At 68.2% G+C, this 18,291-nt stretch carries 17 protein-coding genes; 14 read left to right on the top strand and 3 right to left on the bottom strand.

Translation table 11 applies throughout. The features are described 5' to 3' along the window. Nucleotides 1-970 (bottom strand): hypothetical protein (locus Q9R31_RS17415; RefSeq protein WP_311263956.1); only part of this gene is annotated, 970 nt, incomplete at its 3' end. A gap of 187 nt (nt 971-1,157) precedes the next feature. Here Q9R31_RS17415 and Q9R31_RS17410 point away from each other — a divergent pair. Then, entirely contained in the window at nt 1,158-1,697 is a 540-nt protein-coding gene (locus tag Q9R31_RS17410; RefSeq protein WP_311263955.1) for a hypothetical protein, read from the top strand. Between the two features lie 61 nt (nt 1,698-1,758). On the opposite strand, the gene Q9R31_RS17405 is transcribed toward Q9R31_RS17410, so the two are convergent. Further along, entirely contained in the window at nt 1,759-2,793 is a 1,035-nt protein-coding gene (locus Q9R31_RS17405; protein WP_311263954.1) for an NAD-dependent epimerase/dehydratase family protein, read from the bottom strand. 150 nt (nt 2,794-2,943) lie between these two features. Here Q9R31_RS17405 and Q9R31_RS17400 point away from each other — a divergent pair, with 150 nt between their 5' ends. From Q9R31_RS17400 to Q9R31_RS17350, 11 genes are all read left to right on the top strand, one after another. Continuing rightward, nucleotides 2,944-3,900, top strand: coding sequence for a sigma-70 family RNA polymerase sigma factor (locus tag Q9R31_RS17400; protein ID WP_311263953.1), 957 nt, complete (start codon nt 2,944-2,946; stop codon nt 3,898-3,900). Nucleotides 3,901-4,141: 241 nt separating this feature from the next. Then, nucleotides 4,142-4,678 (top strand): HAD family hydrolase, encoded by a 537-nt coding sequence (locus tag Q9R31_RS17395; protein WP_311263952.1) that lies wholly within the window; start codon nt 4,142-4,144, stop codon nt 4,676-4,678. After that, nucleotides 4,678-5,766 carry a glycosyltransferase family 9 protein gene (locus Q9R31_RS17390; protein WP_311263951.1) on the top strand — a complete coding sequence of 363 codons (1,089 nt, stop codon included), beginning with the start codon at nt 4,678-4,680 and terminating at the stop codon, nt 5,764-5,766. The genes Q9R31_RS17395 and Q9R31_RS17390 overlap by 1 nt, the downstream gene beginning before the upstream one ends. After that, complete coding sequence (locus Q9R31_RS17385) at nt 5,763-6,797, top strand: glycosyltransferase (protein ID WP_311263950.1); 1,035 nt, start codon at nt 5,763-5,765, stop codon at nt 6,795-6,797. Before Q9R31_RS17390 ends, Q9R31_RS17385 begins: the two co-directional genes overlap by 4 nt. Beyond that, nucleotides 6,794-8,059 (top strand): glycosyltransferase, encoded by a 1,266-nt coding sequence (locus Q9R31_RS17380; protein WP_311263949.1) that lies wholly within the window; start codon nt 6,794-6,796, stop codon nt 8,057-8,059. Before Q9R31_RS17385 ends, Q9R31_RS17380 begins: the two co-directional genes overlap by 4 nt. Then, entirely contained in the window at nt 8,056-8,781 is a 726-nt protein-coding gene (locus tag Q9R31_RS17375) for an SIS domain-containing protein (RefSeq protein ID WP_311263948.1), read from the top strand. The genes Q9R31_RS17380 and Q9R31_RS17375 overlap by 4 nt, the downstream gene beginning before the upstream one ends. After that, a complete protein-coding gene (locus Q9R31_RS17370; RefSeq protein ID WP_311263947.1) occupies nt 8,778-10,184 on the top strand; it encodes a PfkB family carbohydrate kinase in 1,407 nt (468 codons plus the stop codon). The genes Q9R31_RS17375 and Q9R31_RS17370 overlap by 4 nt, the downstream gene beginning before the upstream one ends. Nucleotides 10,185-10,228: 44 nt before the next feature. Further along, nucleotides 10,229-10,951 (top strand): SDR family oxidoreductase, encoded by a 723-nt coding sequence (locus tag Q9R31_RS17365; RefSeq protein WP_311263946.1) that lies wholly within the window; start codon nt 10,229-10,231, stop codon nt 10,949-10,951. 87 nt (nt 10,952-11,038) lie between these two features. Next, nucleotides 11,039-12,499, top strand: coding sequence for an aldehyde dehydrogenase (locus Q9R31_RS17360; RefSeq protein ID WP_311263945.1), 1,461 nt, complete (start codon nt 11,039-11,041; stop codon nt 12,497-12,499). Then, nucleotides 12,496-14,028: a D-glycero-beta-D-manno-heptose 1-phosphate adenylyltransferase gene (rfaE2, locus tag Q9R31_RS17355; protein ID WP_311263944.1), complete on the top strand. Its 1,533-nt coding sequence runs from the start codon at nt 12,496-12,498 to the stop codon at nt 14,026-14,028. Before Q9R31_RS17360 ends, rfaE2 begins: the two co-directional genes overlap by 4 nt. A gap of 54 nt (nt 14,029-14,082) precedes the next feature. After that, the gene (locus Q9R31_RS17350) at nt 14,083-15,006 is read left to right on the top strand and encodes a fused MFS/spermidine synthase (RefSeq protein WP_311263943.1); all 924 of its coding nucleotides are present in this window, start codon (nt 14,083-14,085) and stop codon (nt 15,004-15,006) included. Here Q9R31_RS17350 and Q9R31_RS17345 read toward each other — a convergent pair. Beyond that, nucleotides 15,003-15,899 (bottom strand): LysR family transcriptional regulator, encoded by an 897-nt coding sequence (locus tag Q9R31_RS17345; protein WP_311263942.1) that lies wholly within the window; start codon nt 15,897-15,899, stop codon nt 15,003-15,005. The genes Q9R31_RS17350 and Q9R31_RS17345 overlap by 4 nt on opposite strands. A 126-nt stretch (nt 15,900-16,025) precedes the next feature. On the opposite strand from Q9R31_RS17345, the gene Q9R31_RS17340 reads away from it, so the two are divergent. Together Q9R31_RS17340 and Q9R31_RS17335 are read left to right on the top strand one after the other, a co-directional pair. Beyond that, nucleotides 16,026-17,405, top strand: coding sequence for an MFS transporter (locus Q9R31_RS17340; protein WP_311263941.1), 1,380 nt, complete (start codon nt 16,026-16,028; stop codon nt 17,403-17,405). Between the two features lie 91 nt (nt 17,406-17,496). Beyond that, nucleotides 17,497-18,246: a 3-hydroxybutyrate dehydrogenase gene (locus Q9R31_RS17335; protein ID WP_311263940.1), complete on the top strand. Its 750-nt coding sequence runs from the start codon at nt 17,497-17,499 to the stop codon at nt 18,244-18,246. Nucleotides 18,247-18,291: the final 45 nt, after the last annotated feature.

Raw genomic sequence — 18,291 nt, 5'->3', positions numbered from 1 at the left:
CCCGGGTGCGGTCCTGGGTAAGGGGGTCGTTCGCCATGGGATCATCGGCAAGCGCCCGGTCACGCAGGGGGTCATCGGACAGCTGGTTTCCGGACCAGGGCTCCTCCACTAATTGAGGGCTGTCGAGGCCGCTGGCCGTACCCGCTGACTCGGGGTAGCTGCTGCCCGGTGCGCCGCCGTCGTAACCGGCGGTAGTGGTGGCCGGGCCGGGGAGCTGGACCGGCGGCGGGGGAACTGTTCCACCGGCTACGGGGGTTGTCTGGTTGTACTGGTCACCATAGGGGGTTCCCGAGTACTGGCCGGAAAGGCCGGCCGTCCCGGTGCCACCGTAAGTGGTGGAGGACGCTTCCGGGGCGCCTGCGGTGAGGCCTCGGGTGAGGCGTCCGGCCAGGACGCCGGCGCCGGCGGCGAGGAGCAGGAACGTTCCGGGGCGGTTGCGGGCGAACCGCTGGACCTCATCCAGGAGGTCACCCGGCTCCCGGTTCTCCAGCCAGGACGCGATCGAGGAGGTCCGCTCGGCTGCCTGCCGGACCAGGTCGCTGGCCATGCCCTGCTGGTCCGGTGCGCTGGCCATGCTGTGCAGCTGGCTGGAAATGGTCCGGATGCCCTCGGCGGCCTTCTGCTGCTGCGTGCCGGCCTGGCTCGTCAGCCCCGACCGGGCCTGGTGCAGCAGGTCCTGCGCATTGGCCTTGGCCTCCTGGGCCACGTTCGCGGCCTCGCTCTTGGCCGTCTGGGCCACATTCTGCGCGGACCCGGCCGCCGTCCGGGCGACGTCGGCTGCCTCTTCCTTGGCAGCCTCTTTACGCGAGGATCCAGAGGTTTCATCGGTCGTGGCGTAGCCGGTTCCGGCCTCGCCCGCGTAGGGGCCGGCGGTTGAAGGGAAGGTAGTGGCCTCCCGCTCACCGGGGATTCCTGTACTGCCCGGAGGAGTCGTGTAAGCGGGGTCCTCGGGCCATTGGTTCTCTGTCATCTTCGCTCTCTCTTTCCAAGAAGGCCGGTTGTTGATCAAGAACCAGCAATACTGGCCGTAAAATGATAAGCATGGTTACTAATAAAAAGTAAGTACCCTTGCTAAGCGAGTTATAACCGTTCCAAAAATGTCAGCCGGAATGGCGAGGGCCTGCCCGGTCACAACGAAGTGGAAAGTGGTGGGAAACATGGATACGTGGGTATGGGTGGTAGTTGCCATTGTTGTGGTGGCGCTGATTGTGGTGCTCCTTCTGGCCGGCGGAAAGCGCCGCAAGGCCATGCAGCAGAAACGCGACCAGGAGCACCGGGAAAAAGCTGCCGAGATCCGGCGGGAAGCCGAGAATATGGAAATCGACGCCCGCGAGCGCGAGGCCAAGGCCATCCGGGCACGCGCCGACGCTGAGCAGGCGCAGGTTGATGCAGCCCGTCTTCGGCAGGAAGCCGAGCAGCGGGGCCAGGAGGCTCAGTCACTGCGCGGTGACGTTGCCAACCACACGCGGAAAGCGGACGAACTCGATCCCGATGTCGGTAAAGATGGCGCCCGGCGGGACCGCCAGGAGGGGCATGCCGATGCCGGACGTGGCGATGATGGGCGCCGGGACACCCATGTGGGCGATGCCAATACGGCCATGCCGGAGGAATCGGGACGGAGGCGGCAATCCGACGCTGCGGACACCTCTGCTGCACGTGACCTGCGCGATGAGGGACACCCGCGCACTGGCATCTGAGGCTGGCGGCTCCGGGGCCAAATTCACGGCCGCGGCCCCGGCATCGCCGGCTAAGAGTGCGTCACCGCGGTTTGAGGACGGGGGAGGGCTCAATGCCTTCCCCCGTTCCCATGCCGGCGAGAAGTTCTTTGACCGCGTCCACGGATGACACCCGTGGTTCCCACCCCAGGATCCGTTGTGCGCGGCTGGTATCCATGATGGGCGCGCCCGCCGCCATCTCCACCCATCCCGAATCCGTGGGCTGGATACGTGCCCGCCAGGTCAGGTCCACCACGGCGTGAAGCAGCCGCATGGGGATGGGGAGGATTCTCCTGGCGCCCAGGATCCGCGCCAGCTCCTGCGGGTTCAACACCGGTTCGGCCGCGATGTTGAATGCGCCGCTGGCCCGCTGGTCCACCACCCGCCAGTAGGCCTCTGCCACATCGTCCGCGTGGACCGCCTGGAAAATCAGGTTGTCCGGAGCCGGCAGCAGCGGAACCCAGGGTTTCCGCGGTACCAGCCGCGGAAATATGTTCCCCAGGAAGTATCTGCCAATTTCACTTCCCGCGTGTCCCTGGAAGATGAGCGCAGGCCGGAGCCTGGCGACGGAAATCTCGGGTTCCGCGGCGGCGAACTGGTCCAGGAGCTTTTCCTGCTCGGCCTTGTGCCGGCTGTAGTGCGAGCCGGGCATGCCGGTTGCCGGCCAGGACTCGTCCCTGCGTTGGTCCTTGTCCGCCTTGCTGTAGGCGCCCACGGAGGACGCGCACACCACCTGTTTGACGCCCATTTTTGCGGCAGCTTCGAGGACATTTTTCGTGCCGGTGACGTTGGTCCGGTGCAGGAGGGGGAGGTTGCGGTTCGGTTGGATTTGCCACGCCAGGTGGACGACGGAATCAACCCCTTCGAGGGCTTTCTCCAGCAGCGGCCTGTCCTGGTACAGGCCCACGTCCAGGGTGTGCCATTGCACGCCGCCGTAGGGCTTCCGGGACGTGTCGGGCAGCCTGCGGCTGATGCCAACCAGCTGCAGGCTGCCTGGCTTCCGGCCGAGTTGGCCCTGCAGGTTGCGCAGCAATGCTGTTCCCGCGTTTCCGCTGGCCCCCGTGATGGCAATGCGCATGGCAGCGACTCCTTCGCAGGTTTGGACTGGTTGCGGCCCTACATGACGAGCCTATAACGGAGAAGCATTGTTTTATAAGCAACCTTATGATTTCCTACTTCTAAGTCTTGCCGCAGGCTTTCGGAACCAGACCGAGGGAAACCAACACTCATGCCCGAATCCTTTGCCGCATTGGCGGTGGACACTGCACCTGTCCACCGCCAACAGTCCCAGCCGGCACAACAAACTCCTCCCGCCACCTCAGGACGGTTGCGGGAAACGTTCGAAAACGACCTGGTGCTGCGGTACCTGGACCTCGCAGAAGCCCTCGCCGCCCGTTTTGAGGCCCGCGGCCGGGAGCGGGCGGACCTGAACCAGGTTGCCTATCTGGGCCTGGTGAAGGCCGCGCGCGGATTCGACCAGGCCAAGGGCGAGAGTTTTCCCGCCTACGCCGCGCCCACCATCACCGGTGAACTCAAGAGGTATCTTCGCGACCGGACATGGGTTGTGCGCCCGCCACGCCATATCCAGGACCTGCGGACCCGGCTGTTCCGGGCAGAGCCGGAGTTGACCCAGTCGCTGGGCCGGAACCCCAGCGTTGCCGAACTGGCCGGTGAGCTGGGGACTGATCCGGCCGAAGTGCAGGAAGCCATCTCGGCATCCAGCAGCATGCACCCCGACTCCCTTGACGCCGTGAATCCCAACTCGGATGCGCCGTCCATCGGCGAGGTCCTCGCCTGCCCGGAGACGCCCCTGGAACGGCTCGAGGAACTTGCCTGCCTGCGGGAGGCGATGCAGGACCTGGACGACTCAGACCGGGAGCTCCTGTACCGCCGCTACTTCTGTGAAGAGACCCAGGTGCAGTTGGGGAAGCGGTTGGGAATGTCCCAGATGCAGGTGTCCCGCCGCCTGGCCAAGGTGCTGGTGGAACTGCAGCGGCGCCTGGAGACCAGTACCCAGTTCGGCGCTCCGGACGATGCGACCGGCAATGGGGCGTCAACCCGGGCTGTGCAGGCAGACCGGACAACCAACAACCAGGTCGCGTCCTTCCGCCAGGCCAGGACCGGGCACACCGCCACCGGCGGCACGGGTGCGGGCCGCCGCCTCGGCGGTACGAGGACCAGGTAAAGCCCGGCCCGTCGACCGCACCTGCGCTGTCAACGGACGACGGCGGGCAGTGCCTTCCGGGCACATCGTCGCCGACCACCCAAAAGGGGCTGTGGAGGGGGCTGTGGAGGGCCCGGGAAGGAGTACCAGCAGCAACCCGCTTCCTATCTTGCCTGTTCAACGGCGCAAAAGAACCAGCTCCTGCGGCTGAAAAAGCCCGCGGCCCTGTTTAGGAGCAGCAGCAGGAGGGAACAGTTGGTTTATGGGAAGCTCTGAAACCTCCAAGCTCCGGGCTGTCCTGTTCGACCGGGACGGGACCCTGGTGGTCGATGTGCCCTACAACGGGGACCCCGGCAAAGTACGGCCAATGGCCGGCGCCAAGGCAGTGCTCGACAGCCTGCGGGCAAAGGGAATCGCCACCGGTGTGATCAGTAACCAGTCCGGCATTGCGCGCGGGCTGATCACGGCCGAAGACGTGGCAAAAGTCAACGCCCGGGTGGAAGAACTGCTGGGACCTTTTGACGTGTGGGAAGTCTGTCCGCATGCCGAGCAGGACGGCTGTGCCTGCCGCAAACCTGCCCCGGGAATGGTCCACAGCGCCTGCCGCAAACTTGGCATCCACGCGTCCGAGGCCGCCCTGATCGGGGACATCGGCGCCGACGTGGGTGCTGCCGAGGCGGCCGGCGCCACCGGAGTCCTGGTTCCCACACCCGTGACCCGTGCCGAGGAGGTGGCCGCGGCACGGCTGGTCGCCTCCGACCTGGCGTGCGCCGTCGGCCTGCTGCAGGGGACACCCTGATGGGGCGCGTCCTGGTGGCCCGCCTGGACAGCATGGGCGATGTCCTGCTGTCAGGTCCTGCAGTGCGGGCCGTAGCCAACGGCCGGGCCCAGTACGGCGGCAGCACCAACCACGTCGTGATGCTGTGCGGCCGGCAGGGTGAAGCTGCGGCGGGGATGCTCCCGGGCGTGGCCGAGGTCTACAGCTGGGACAGCCCCTGGATCATGAACCCGGCGCCCAGGATGACCGGGCCGCACGCCGACCGGCTGATCGAATATGTCCGTAATTCCCGGATCACCGAAGCAGTCATCCTCACGTCCTTCCACCAGTCGCCGCTGCCGCTGGCCCTGTTGCTGCGGCTGGCAGGCGTGGAGCGCATCACCGGCGCCTCCACGGATTACGCCGGCTCCCTGCTGGATGTGCGCCTCAAACCGGGTGAGGACTTTCCCGAAGACCAGCCCGAGGCCGAGCGGGCACTGGGCATTGCCGAGGCAGCAGGATTCCGGCTGCCCGCGGGCGACGACGGGAAGCTGCACGTGAAGTCGGTTCCGGACGTGGCAGGCCTGGTAGGTGAGGAACCCTATGTTGTGGTCCACCCCGGAGCCGCCGTTCCCGCCAGGGCCTGGCCCCCGCTGCACCACGCCGCCGCCGTCGAACTCCTGCAGGGCGCAGGATACCGGGTGGTGGTGACCGGCGGTCCGGGCGAAAAGTCCCTGACCGCGACGGTGGCCGGCCCCTCGGCGCTGGACCTCGGCGGCCGCACGGACCTGCCCACCATGGCCGGCGTCATGGCCGGCGCCGATGCGGTGGTCAGCGGCAACACCGGGCCGGCCCACCTGGCAGCCGCGGTGGGCACACCGGTAGCGTGCCTGTTTTCCCCCGTGGTCCCGGCGATCCGGTGGGCACCCTATGGCGTGCCTCTGGAACTCCTCGGAGACCAGAATGCGCCCTGCCGCATGTCCCGCGCCCGGGTTTGCCCTGTACCCGGCCATCCCTGCCTCGACTCGGTTTCCCCGGAGGAAGTGGTGGCAGCGGTGGAGCGCCTGATCAGCGGAGTGAGCTCCTTCAGCACCCACGTCAGCACCCGTAGAAAGGCCCGTAACAGATGAGAATCCTGCTCTGGCATGTCCACGGTTCCTGGACGGACGCCTTTGTCCGAGGCCGTCATGAATACCTGCTTCCCGTCCTGCCCGAAGGTGGAGCGTGGGGACTGGGCCGCGCCGGCAGGGATTGGCCGGAATCAGCGCGGGAGGTGGACCTGGCGGCACTCGACCCTGACTCGGTGGACGCCGTCGTCCTCCAACGCCCGGAAGAGATCGATGAAGTGGTCCGGACCCTTGGACGGATGCCCGGCGTCGACCTTCCGGCCGTGTTCGTGGAGCACAACACGCCCAAAGGCAATTTCCCGAACACCAGCCACCCGCTTGCGGACCAAAACAGCATCCCGGTGGTCCACGTAACCCACTTCAACCGGCTGGCCTGGGACAACGGCTCCGCTCCCACCACCGTGATCGAGCATGGGATTCCGGACCCCGGACAGCTTTATACCGGTGACGTGCCGGAACTGGGGGTCGTGGTCAACGAACCGGTGCGGCGCGGCCGGGTAACGGGAACCGACCTGCTGCCGGCCTTTGCGTCCGTGGCGCCGCTGCAGGTGTTCGGCATGAAGACCGAGGGCCTGGCGGCAGCCACCGGAATCGAGGCTTCACGCCTGACGTCCCGGGGCGACCTGAAAACCAGGGAGCTGCACCGGGAACTTGCGCGCTGCCGGGTCTACGTCCACCCCATGCGCTGGACCTCGCTGGGGCTGTCCCTGCTGGAAGCCATGCACCTGGGCATGCCGGTAGTGGTGCTTGCCAGCACCGAGGCCCCACGGGCGGTGCCGCAGGAAGCCGGCGCCGTCTCCGCCGACGTCGACGAACTGCTCCGCTGTGCGGCGCGGCTGGTCGCCAATCCGGATGAAGCCCGACGGCGGGGAGTTGCCGCCCGGGAGGCGGCACTGGAGCGTTACGGCCTGGGTAAGTTCCAGGACCGGTGGGATGAGCTCCTGGCGGACCTGCGGAACCGGCCGCGGCACCCGGTCAACGAGCGGCCGGACGAGCGGATCCTCGTCCCGGCGCGGGAGAGGAAGACACCATGAAGATCGCCATGATTTCCGAGCACGCCAGTCCGCTGGCGGCCTTGGGCGGGGTGGATGCCGGTGGGCAGAACGTTCACGTCGCCGCGCTGTCCGAGGCCCTTGCCAAGCGCGGCCACCACGTCACCGTCTATACCCGCAGGGACGCGACGGAGCTCCCCGCACGGGTCCGGGTAGGGCGCCGCTTCGAAGTGGTCCACGTCGATGCCGGGCCCGCCCGGCACGTGCCCAAGGACGAGCTGCTTCCGTACATGGGCGAGCTCGCGGACGGCGTGGCCAGGGACTGGGGGCACCGGCCCCCGGACGTGGTGCACGGCCACTTCTGGATGTCCGGCCTGGCGGCCCTGGACGCCGCCCGGCGGCCCGACACCGGATACCGGGTGCCGATGCTGCAGACCTTCCATGCGCTGGGCACCGTCAAACGGAGGCACCAAGGCGCGGAGGACACCAGCCCCGAGGCACGCCGCTGGCTGGAGCCCGGAGTGGGCCGCTCCGCGGACCGGATCATCGCCACCTGCTCCGACGAGGTCTTCGAGCTCAAGGCCATGGGCATCGCCACCGGCAAGATCTCCATTGCGCCCTGCGGTGTGGACCTGGGCTTCTTCTCGGCGAACGGCCCGGTGGCCGAACGGAAGCGCCGCTACCGCATCCTGTCGGTGGGGCGGCTGGTGCCACGCAAAGGCGTGGACCTGGTGATCCGCGCGCTCCCGTACCTCAAGGCGGCGGGATTCGACGACGTCGAACTCCTGATCGTGGGCGGGGGCGGCGACACGAACGTCATGCACGCAGACCCCGAAATCCGCCGCCTGCTGGACCTTGCCGCCGGGCTCGGCGTGTCTGAACACGTGACCCTGCAGGGGCAGGTGTCCAGGGGGGAGATGCCAAGTATCTTCCGCAGTGCCGATGCCGTGGTGTGCGCACCATGGTACGAGCCGTTCGGCATCGTTCCGCTGGAGGCCATGGCATGCGGCGTTCCCGTGGTGGCAGCAGCGGTTGGCGGGCTGCGGGACACGGTAGTGGACCACACCACCGGCCTGCACGTCCCGCCCCGGGACCCGGAGGCCATTGCCTCGGCCCTGTCGCTGCTGCTGGAAAACCCCGCCCTTCGGACAAAACTCGGCCAGGCCGGAGAGCGGCGCGCCCGCACCCGGTACTCCTGGGACCGGGTGGCAGCGGAAACCGAAAAGGCATACCAGCTGGCAATTGCCGGCGTCCCGGCCGCCGCTTCGGCCGGCAATGTACCGATGGAAGGAGCCGCACTGTGACTGCCGAATCATCCCTGCGTGAATCATCCCTGCGTGATGCGGACCTCCGCACCCTGACCGCGGCGCCGGCCCTGCCTGCGGTGCTCCCCGGCGCCACCTTCGTGGATCCGGCCAGTGCCGACGCCGTCCGCACCCACCTGGACAACGTGGTTCCTGCCCTGGATTCACTCCGCAGCCAGTCAGGCCGGCTTGCCGCCTGGGGCGTGGAATTGGCGACCAGGATGCTGCGGGGGCAGCGGCTGCTGGCCGCAGGGAATGGTGGCTCCGCCGCGGAGGCGCAACACCTTACCGCCGAACTGGTGGGCCGGTTCGACAGCGAGCGGGTCCCGTTCTCCGCCATCTCCCTGCATGCCGAATCGTCGGCGGTCACCGCGATTGCCAATGACTACGGGTACGACGAGGTCTTCGCCCGGCAGGTCCGCGCCCATGCCCGCTCCGGCGATGTGCTGGTACTCCTGTCCACCAGCGGCAAGAGCCCCAACCTGCTGCGCGCCGCGGAAACGGCATCCCGGCTCAACGTGACCACCTGGGCGCTCACCGGCTCCGGACCCAACCCGCTGGCGGAGGCCTGCGATGAGGCCGTCATGATCGACGCGCTGAACGCCAACGCCCAGGAAGGGCACCTGATCGCCCTGCATGCCATCTGCCGGGCGTTCGACCTGGAGGTCGCCCGGCACACCCCGTCCGTGGTCCCGGGGTTCCCGAAGGGGGGCCGGCCGTGAGGATTGTCGTCGTCGGAGACGTGATGCTGGACGTCGACCTTTCCGGCGAGGCCACCCGGCTCAGCCCGGACGCCCCTGTTCCCGTGGTGGATGTTTCCGGCGTCCGCCGCCGGGCCGGCGGGGCGGGCCTGGTGGCGCGCATGCTGGCGCAGGACGGCTGGCCGGTCACACTGGTGACGGTCATCGGCAATGACGACGCCGGCAGCCAGTTGCGCACGCACCTGGCCGGGGTGCGGCTCGTCGCGGGAAACAGCGGCTATCCCTCGCCGGTCAAGACCCGGGTCCGGGCCGGTTCCCATCCGGTGGTCCGCTTTGACCAGGGCTGTGAAAAGACGCCGGTCCCGGATGTCAGCCCTGCCATGCTGCGCGCCGTGGAAAAGGCCGGTGTGGTCATCGTTGCGGACTACGGCAGGGGACTGGCCGCGAACCCGCAGCTGCGGGACGTGCTGGCCCGGCTTGCCGGCCAGGTGCCGATTATCTGGGACCCGCACCCCTCAGGGCCGGAACCGGTGCCCGGGGTGGCCGTGGTGACCCCGAACATTTCCGAAGCCACCAAGGCAGTGCAGTCCGGTCCTGGAAAAGTAACCGGCGCGGCAGATTCGGCAGACGCCGTAGCGGAAATCCTGCTTAGGCGGTGGGGCAGCCAGGCCGTGCTGGTGACCAAAGGCGAGGAAGGGGCAGTCCTGCTCCGGCAGGGCGATACCGCTGCCCATGCCGTCCCCGCGCCGAGGGTGGAGGCCGGCGATCCCTGCGGGGCAGGCGATCGGCTGGCAGCCAGCCTGGCAGTGCACCTCCTGGCCGGCCGCGACCTGGCAGAAGCTGCGGCTTTGGCAGTGCATGATGCCGCGGACTTCCTGGCCGCCGGGGGAGTGTCGGCGCTGCCGGACACTGCCGTTGCCGATGCCGCCACCGGAAGTTCCGGGCCGGTGCCGGCGGCCGGCAGGTGTACCACCGAACCGCTGCTGCTGGCGCGCTCCGTGCGGGAAAGCGGCGGAAAAGTTGTTGCCACCGGCGGCTGCTTCGACCTGATCCACGCCGGCCACATCCGGTCCCTCACGGCGGCCCGGGAGCTGGGGGACTGCCTGATCGTATGCCTCAACTCCGACGACTCGGTGCGGCGGCTTAAGGGGCCGGAGCGCCCCATCATCGGGCAGCATGACCGGGCGGAACTGCTCCTGGCAATGGAATGCGTGGACGCGGTGATGGTCTTCGATGAGGACACGCCCGAAGCCGCGCTGGACCGCCTCCGCCCCGACATCTGGGTCAAGGGCGGCGACTACAAGGGAGCCCGGCTGCCCGAGGCGGACCTGGTGGAAAGCTGGGGCGGCCGCTGCCTCACCGTCCCGTTCCACCCCGCGCGCTCCACCACGGGCCTGGCGGACGCCCTCGCCAAGGTCAGCTGAATCTTCTCTTCCCATCGACTTGTTTTCCCACTGAAAGGAACACCATGACTGCAGAATCAACTGCCCCTGCCCCTGCCTCCACAACTCCCGGCCGCGTCCTTGTTACCGGAGGCGCCTCCGGACTGGGGGCCGCCGTCGTCGACGCCGTCCTCCGCTCAGGTGGCACCCCGGTGGTCCTGGACCGTGACATCAGCGCCGTTTCGGGCGTGAAGGCGTTCGAAGTGGACGTCGCGGACCGTGCGGCCGTGGAAAAGGCTGTCCGCGAAGCCGCGGAGACCCTGGGCGGCCTGGACGCGGTGGTCACGGCCGCCGGGATCGACCGCTGCGGCAAGCTCGCCGACGTCGAAGCCACCGAGTGGGAAAAGGTGATCGGCGTCAACCTGATGGGCACCGTTTCCGTGGTGCGCGCCGCCCTGCCCTACCTCAAGGAAACCCACGGCCGCGTGGTGACCGTGGCGTCCACCCTGGGCAAGCGCGCCGTGGCTGATGCCACCGCCTACTGCGCCTCCAAATTCGGTGTTGTGGGATTCAGCCACGCACTGGCGGCGGAAACCGGCGGCGAAATCGGCGTCACCACCATGATCCCCGGCGGCATGAAGACCAGGTTCTTCGATGACCGCACCGAGCAGTACAAGCCGCAGGACGACTCCCGGCTCAACGACCCCGCCAACACCGCGCAGGCCATCCTGTTCGCCCTTAATCAGCCCACTGGCTGCGAGGTCCGCGAAATGCTGATCTGCCACGAGGAAGAGGGCTCCTGGCCCTAAGCGTTACCGGCCACAGCACCCTTGACGGCCGCAGCCGAACCAGCGACATACTGACATATCCAGCACCTGAAAGGCGGGAGGAACACCATGCCCACCACAGCCACTGAAACAACCGCAGGCAGCCAGACAGCCGAGGGCTCCGGCATCACCATCCAGGATCCGCGAACCGGTGACGTGCTTTGGACGGTGCCCGAAGCGGGGCCGGAGGCCGTCAACCATGCCCTCAGCGTGGCGCGCGGTGAGGCAGCGGGATGGGCGGCAACCGCACCCGCCGAACGGGGCGCAGCCCTCAAGGCGGCCGCCAAAGCCCTGGATGCAGCCGCCCGGGAACTCGCGGGGCTGAACGCAAGCGAGACCGGCCGCCCGGAGGAAGAAGCCCTGGCAGGCATAGCCGCCGGTGTTTCCACCCTGGAACAGTACGCCGAGCTGGGCCCGGTCCACCGCGGCCACAGCCTCCGCGGCAACCGGCTCGCCTCCGACTACACGCTGGCAGAACCCCGCGGCGTCGCCGTCCTGCTGACACCCTGGAACGATCCCGTCGCCGTGGCCTGCGGGCTGATCGGCGCGGCACTGGTCACGGGCAACACGGTCATCCACAAACCCAGCGAGCGCTGCCCGCGGCTGGGGGAAGCGCTGGGCGAGGTCCTGGCACCGGCGTTTCCCGCGGGCGTATTCCAGACCATCTCCGGCGGCGCCGACGTGGGTGCGGCGCTGACGCAGGCTGAGGTGGACGTGATCGCGCATGTGGGCTCCAGCGCCTCCGGTGCACGGATCGCCCGGGCCGCTGCGCTCACGGGCGCGCATGTGCTCAGGGAAAACGGCGGGAACGATCCCCTGCTGGTGGACCGCGACGTGGACCCCGGGTGGGCCGCGCAGCAGGCTGCCATCGGGGCCTTCAGCAACAGCGGCCAGATCTGCACGTCCGTGGAGCGGATCTACGTCCACAAGGACATCGCCGCCGAATTCTGCAAAGCCCTGGAAGCGGAGGCCGCCCTCCGGAACTGCAGCGGCACTGTGGCGCCGCTGGTGGACCTGCGGATGCGCGACGCCGTCCACTCCCACGTCACCGACGCCCTGGCCCAGGGTGCCCGCGCGGTTGAGGGCGGCGCGCTTCCGGACGGGCCGGGCTCGTTCTACCCGGCCACCGTCCTGCTCGGCTGCACCGAAACCATGCAGGTCATGGCCGAGGAAACGTTCGGCCCTGTGGCCCCGGTGCAGGTGGTGGACACGTTCGACGACGGCCTCCGCCTCGCATGCAGCGGCAGGTACGGGCTGGCGGCCACCGTCCTGAGCAGCAACATCGCGCACATCCAGCAGGCAGTGGCTGCGCTCCCCGTAGGGACTGTGAAGGTCAACGAGGTGTTCGGTGGCGCCCCCGGCGGAGCAGCCCAGCCCCGCGGCGAGAGCGGAGCAGGGTTCGGTTACGGGCCTGAACTCCTGGATGAGTTCAGCCAGGTCAAAGTAGTGCACATTGCGGCTCCGCCGGCTGCCGGCTCCGGCGGCGGCGTGGAATCCGTCCTCAGCACAGACGACCAGGACCTGCCATGAGCGCGTCGCCGGAATCCATCGACCTGTCCACCCAGCGGGCTCTGTCCGACTGGCTCCCCGGACGGCTGGCCGCAGAACAACCCTCCATCCTGGTCATCGGTGACGTGATGCTCGACGGCTGGTGGAGCGGCAGCATCGAACGGTTCTGCCGGGAAGCCCCCGCCCCCGTGGTGGACATCCAGTCCCGCGAATCCGTCCCGGGCGGCGCGGCCAACACAGCCATGAACCTGGCTGCGCTGGGAGCGAAGGTCACAGTGGCCGGAATCGTCGGCTCCGACGACGCCGGCGAGGACCTCCGCGGGCAGCTTGCCGCCGCCGGCATCGACGTCCAGCACCTGCACACGCACCCGGACATGGTCACCACCACCAAGATCCGGATCAGCAGCGGCGGCCAGGTGATGCTGCGCCTCGATGACGCAGCCAGGACCGTCCCTGCCGACGCCCTGGCTGCGCTCGCCGCATCGGTGCGCGCCGCCGTCGAACGCCAGGACGCCGTGCTGGTGTGCGACTACGGAACCGGCGTGGTGGCGGACCCTGTCCGCACCGCACTTGCCGACATCCTGGGAACCGGGACCGCCGGCGGAAAGCGTCCGCTGGTGGTGGTCGACGCCCACGATCCGCGGCCCTGGTCTGCCCTGCACCCTGATCTGGTGACCCCGAACGCGCAGGAAACCGCCCGGCTGCTGGACCGGAAACTGCCCGAAGGCCAGGAACGGGTGGAGGCCGTGGCCGCGGAGTCCGCGGCACTTCTGCAGGGAACCGGCGCGCGGGCTGTGGTGGTCACGCTGGACCGGGACGGCACCGTGCTGTTGATGCCCGACGGTATGCGGCACCGGACCTGGGCCCGGCCGGCCGCGGAGAAGCAGGCGTCCGGGGCAGGAGACACGTTCGTGGCGGCCCTGACCCTGGCCCGCGCCGCCGGGCTGCCGTTGACTGCCAGCCTGGACCTGGCCCAGTCGGCTGCCGACGTGGTGGTCCACCAGCCCGGCACCTCTGTCTGCAGCACTGCCCAGCTCAGCCGCTACCTGGAGGCCTTCGCCGATACGGCCCTGAGCGAGGACGAGCTGGAGCGGCAAATGGAGGTGCACCGAGCCCAGGGGCAGCGGATCGTGCTGACCAACGGCTGCTTCGACGTGCTGCACAGCGGCCACACCCGGTACCTCAACCAGGCCAAGCAGTTGGGCGACATCCTCGTGGTGGCGCTGAACAGCGATGATTCGGTGCGCCGGCTCAAGGGCCCCGGCAGGCCGATCAACAACACGGCGGACCGGGCAGCGGTGGTGGCCGCGCTCAGTTGCGTGGACTACGTGACAGTGTTCGACACCCCAACGGCCACCCCGCTGATCCGGCGGCTCCGGCCCGAGGTGTACGCCAAGGGCGGGGACTATACGCCGGAGATGCTGGAGGAGACCCCGGCGGTGGAGGAGTACGGCGGCCGGGTTGCCATCCTCGACTATGTTGCTGAACGCTCCACCACCGCCGTGGTGAAACGGATCCGCGACGGCGAAGGGGCAGTACCGACCAACTAAGGGGGCAGTGCCAACCAACTAAGGTTGAAGCATGACTGAGGCGTGGCACGGGTAATGGCAAAACGCGGAAGGTCATGGAACCGGAACAGCATGCGGGCGGTGGCAGGCGTGGTGGACGTGCCTGCGGGCTCCCGCCAAAGCGGCCCGGTGGAGGGTGTCTACTACATCGAGACCGGTGACTGCGAGCTGATCGCGGACCAGGACAACTCCACCGGCTGGCTCCTGAAAATCAATGGGGTCATGAGCTCGCACATCGACCTCGCTGACCCCTTGTTCCTGGACTTCGAGTACATGCGGTGGATGGCGGCGCTTATTGAGTCCCGCTGGCCGCCGTCGGACGCATCGTCGGACGCATCGTCGGCAAAGCTGCGCGGGCTGCACTTGGGCGGGGGTGCCTGCTCCCTGGCGCGCTACTTCGCCGCAGCCTACCCGGACGCCCGCCAGGTGGTGGTGGAGCTGGACGGGAAGCTCGCCGGGTACGTGCGCGGCTGGTTCGACCTTCCCAAGGCACCACTGCTCCGGATCAGGGTAGGGGAGGCCCGGGCCGTGACGGAGACCCTGACGGGCCAAACCCGGGACTTCATCATCCGGGACGTCTTTGCCGGCGCCCACACCCCGCGCCCGCTGACCACCGCCGAATTCAATCAGCAGGTCAAACGCGTCCTGGCCCCGGGCGGCCTGTACGTGGCCAACTCCGGTGACGCCCCCGACCTCCGGAACGCCCGGGAGGACGCGGCCACCATTGCCGCCGCCTTCAAGCACACGGTGATCATCGCCGATCCCGCCATGCTGAAGGGCCGGCGGTACGGAAACATGGTGATGGCCGGCAGCGACTCGCCGATCGTTGACGACCCCCAGCTGCGCCGGCGGCTTCTGGGCGGTGCCGTCCCGGCGCACCTCTGGGACGACGCCCAGGTCCGGGCGTTCGCCGCCGGGACGCCGGTCCGCCACGACCCGCCGGCGCCTCCGGAAGCCTAGACCCGCCCCAGGAGTGCTCCGCGGTGCTCCGCCATGCGTTCCCGGAGGGCCTGCACGACGGCGGCCACGGCGGGGCGGCGCAGCGAATCCGGGCGCAGGACCATCCAGTAGGGGAGGAGCTCACCGATCTTGTCGGGCAGCAGCCGGACCAGGTCACCGTGCAGGTCCGCCATGAAACACGGCAGGAAACCGACGCCCGCCCCGGCCCGGGTCGCCTCCACGTGGACGAACACATTGGTGGAGGTGAGGCCGTCGCGCATGGCCGGAACCAGCCGCCGCGGCGCGTCGAGGTCATCCACCTGCAGCATTGAATCCACGAAATAGACCAGCGGGTGCCCGTTGAGTTCGGCCACCGTGGCCGGTGTCCCGTGCTCCGCAAGGTAGGCGCGCGATGCGTACATTCCCAACCGGTATTCTCCCAGCCGGATGGCCTCCGCACGGTGCACCTGCGGCTCGCCCACCACCACCTCGATGTCCAGCCCGGACCGCTGCTGCAGGGCACGGCGGGTCATGGTCACCACCTCCACGCTCAGGCCGGGATGGTCCCGGCGCAGGCGCGCCACGGCAGGGGCGGCAATATAGGCGCTGAAGCCGTCCGTCGCGGTCATGCGTACAACGCCGGCAACCGGGTCGGGTGCCTGGCCCGCCGGTCCCAGGGTGCCCAGTACCTCCTCCACCTGTTCGGCGGCCCGCGCGGCCCGTTCGCCGAGCTCCGTCAGTTCCCAGCCGCCCGCAGCCCTGGACAGCACCCGGCCGCCGAGCGCTTTCTCCAGCGCGGCGATCCTGCGGGAGACCGTGGTGTGGTTCAAGCCCAGGGCCTGGGCCGCCGTCGTGAACTTGGCCGAGCGGGACACCGCAAGGAGGACCAGGAGGTCATCGGGGTTCGCATTCATTCTGCAATTGTGCACAGGTTTAGTGCCGCTTTGGGCATTGAAGTGGCCCGATTGTGCAGGAATACTCATCTGAGTCACTTGTGCTGGAGATCACAGCGCGTGTCAATGTGGACACTAGGAGAAACCATGAGCGTAGAGCAGCGCCGGGCCAACGAAGCCGGGCATGCACCCAAAGGATCAGGACTGAAGAAAATTGTTGCCGCCTCCATGGTGGGGACGGTGGTGGAGTGGTACGAGTTCTTCCTCTACGCCACCGCGGCCACCCTGGTGTTCGGCAAGTACTTCTTCCCGGCCACCGGCAATGAGCTGGACGGGATCATCCAGGCCTTCCTGACCTACGCCGTGGGCTTCGTGGCGAGGCCCCTGGGCGGCATTGTCTTCGGCCAGATCGGCGACAAGCTGGGCCGCAAGCCCACGCTGCAGCTGACCATCGTGATCATCGGTGTGTCCACGTTCCTCATGGGCTGCCTCCCCGGCTTCGCCGACATCGGCTACCTCGCCCCTGCCCTGCTGGTGGCGCTGCGGTTCATCCAGGGCTTCGCCCTGGGCGGCGAATGGGGCGGCGCGGTCCTCCTCGTGGCCGAGCACAGCCCGAACAGGACCCGGGCCTTCTGGTCCAGCTGGCCGCAGGCCGCCGTCCCCGTCGGCAACCTGCTGGCCACCCTGGTGCTGTACATCATGTCCACCACCCTCAGCAGCGAGGCGTTCCTTGGCTGGGGCTGGCGCGTTGCCTTCTGGCTCTCCGCTGTGATCGTCTTCGTGGGCTACTACATCCGTACGCACGTCACCGAAGCGCCCATCTTCCTCGAAGCCAAGGAACTGGTGGAAAAGGAACAGGCCGTCAGCTACGGCGTGTTCGAGGTGGTCCGCAAGTACCCCAAGGGCATCTTCCAGGCCATGGGCCTGCGGTTCGCGGAAAACATCATGTACTACCTGGTGGTCAGCTTCGCGATCGTCTACCTCAAGACCGTCCATAAATACGACACCTCCTCGCTCCTGCTGGCCCTGCTGATCGCGCACGTCATTCACTTCCTGGTCATCCCGCAGTACGGCCGGCTGGCCGACCGGATCGGCCGCAAGCCGGTCTACCTGGCCGGTGCCATTCTGGGTGCCACCTGGCCGTTCTTCGCCTTCCCCATGTTCGACACCCGGAACGCAGTGGTCATCGTCCTTGCTGTAACCATCGGCCTGTGCCTGCACGGCCTCATGTACGCCGGGCAGCCCGCCATCATGGCCGAGATGTTCCCCACCCGCATGCGGTACTCCGGCGCATCCCTCGGTTCCCAGGTCACGTCAATCTTCGCCGGCTCGCTGGCGCCGCTGCTGGCCACCCAGTGGCTCAAGGACACCGGGTCATGGGTGCCCACCGCCATCTACCTGGTGGTGGCCTGCGCCATCACCTCCGTGGCCGTACTGAGCCTGAAGGAAACCAAGGGCATCGCACTGGAAGACGTGGACAAGGAAGACGCCGCCCGCGAGGGACTGCTCAGCGCCACGAACCGTTGAGCAGACTGGTGGGCTGGGACGGCCGGGCCTGGGCCGGCCGTCCGCTGGAATATTGAGCCGATGGACCATTCGGGCACAAAGGAGAACTGCAATGGACAACACGTTGAATGGACGCAAGGCGCTGGTCACCGGCGGTGCCAGCGGAATCGGCGCCGCGTGCGTGCGCGCACTTGCCGCACGGGGAGCGAAAGTGGTGGTGGCCGACGTTGACTCCGCCGCTGCGGCGACGCTCGCCGATGAGGTGGGCGGCACCGCGTGGAGTGTGGACCTGCTGGACGTTGACGCCCTGGCCACCCTGAGCCTGGACTGCGACATCCTGGTGAACAATGCGGGGATCCAGCGCGTCAGCCCCATCGAGGACTTCGATCCGGCGGAGTTCCGCAGGATCATCACCCTGATGCTGGAGGCCCCTTTCCTGCTGATCCGGGCGGCATTGCCCCACATGTATGCCAACCGGTTCGGCCGCATCATCAATATCTCCTCCGTGCACGGTATCCGCGCCTCCCCGTTCAAGAGCGCCTATGTCTCCGCCAAGCACGGCCTGGAAGGGCTGAGCAAGGTGACGGCCCTGGAGGGCGGGGAGCACGGTGTCACCTCGAACTGCGTGAACCCCGGCTACGTGCGCACGCCGCTGGTGGAGAAGCAGCTCGCGGACCAGGCCCAGGTGCACGGCATCCCCGAGTCCGAGGTCCTGGCCAAGGTGATGCTCACCGAGTCCGCCATCAAGCGCCTGGTGGAGCCGGAAGAGGTGGCGTCCCTGGTGGCCTGGCTGGCTTCCGCGGACGCCGGCATGGTCACCGGCGCCAGCTACACCATGGACGGGGGCTGGTCCGCGCGGTAGGGCCGCCTGGACCGTCAACTCCTGGACCCGGCCCGCCGGTCATCC

This window comes from Pseudarthrobacter sp. BRE9, assembly GCF_031844305.1.
Classification (GTDB): Bacteria; Actinomycetota; Actinomycetes; order Actinomycetales; family Micrococcaceae; genus Arthrobacter.
Note: the sequence above shows the minus strand (reverse complement) of the source record. Positions and strands in the feature narration are given on the sequence as shown.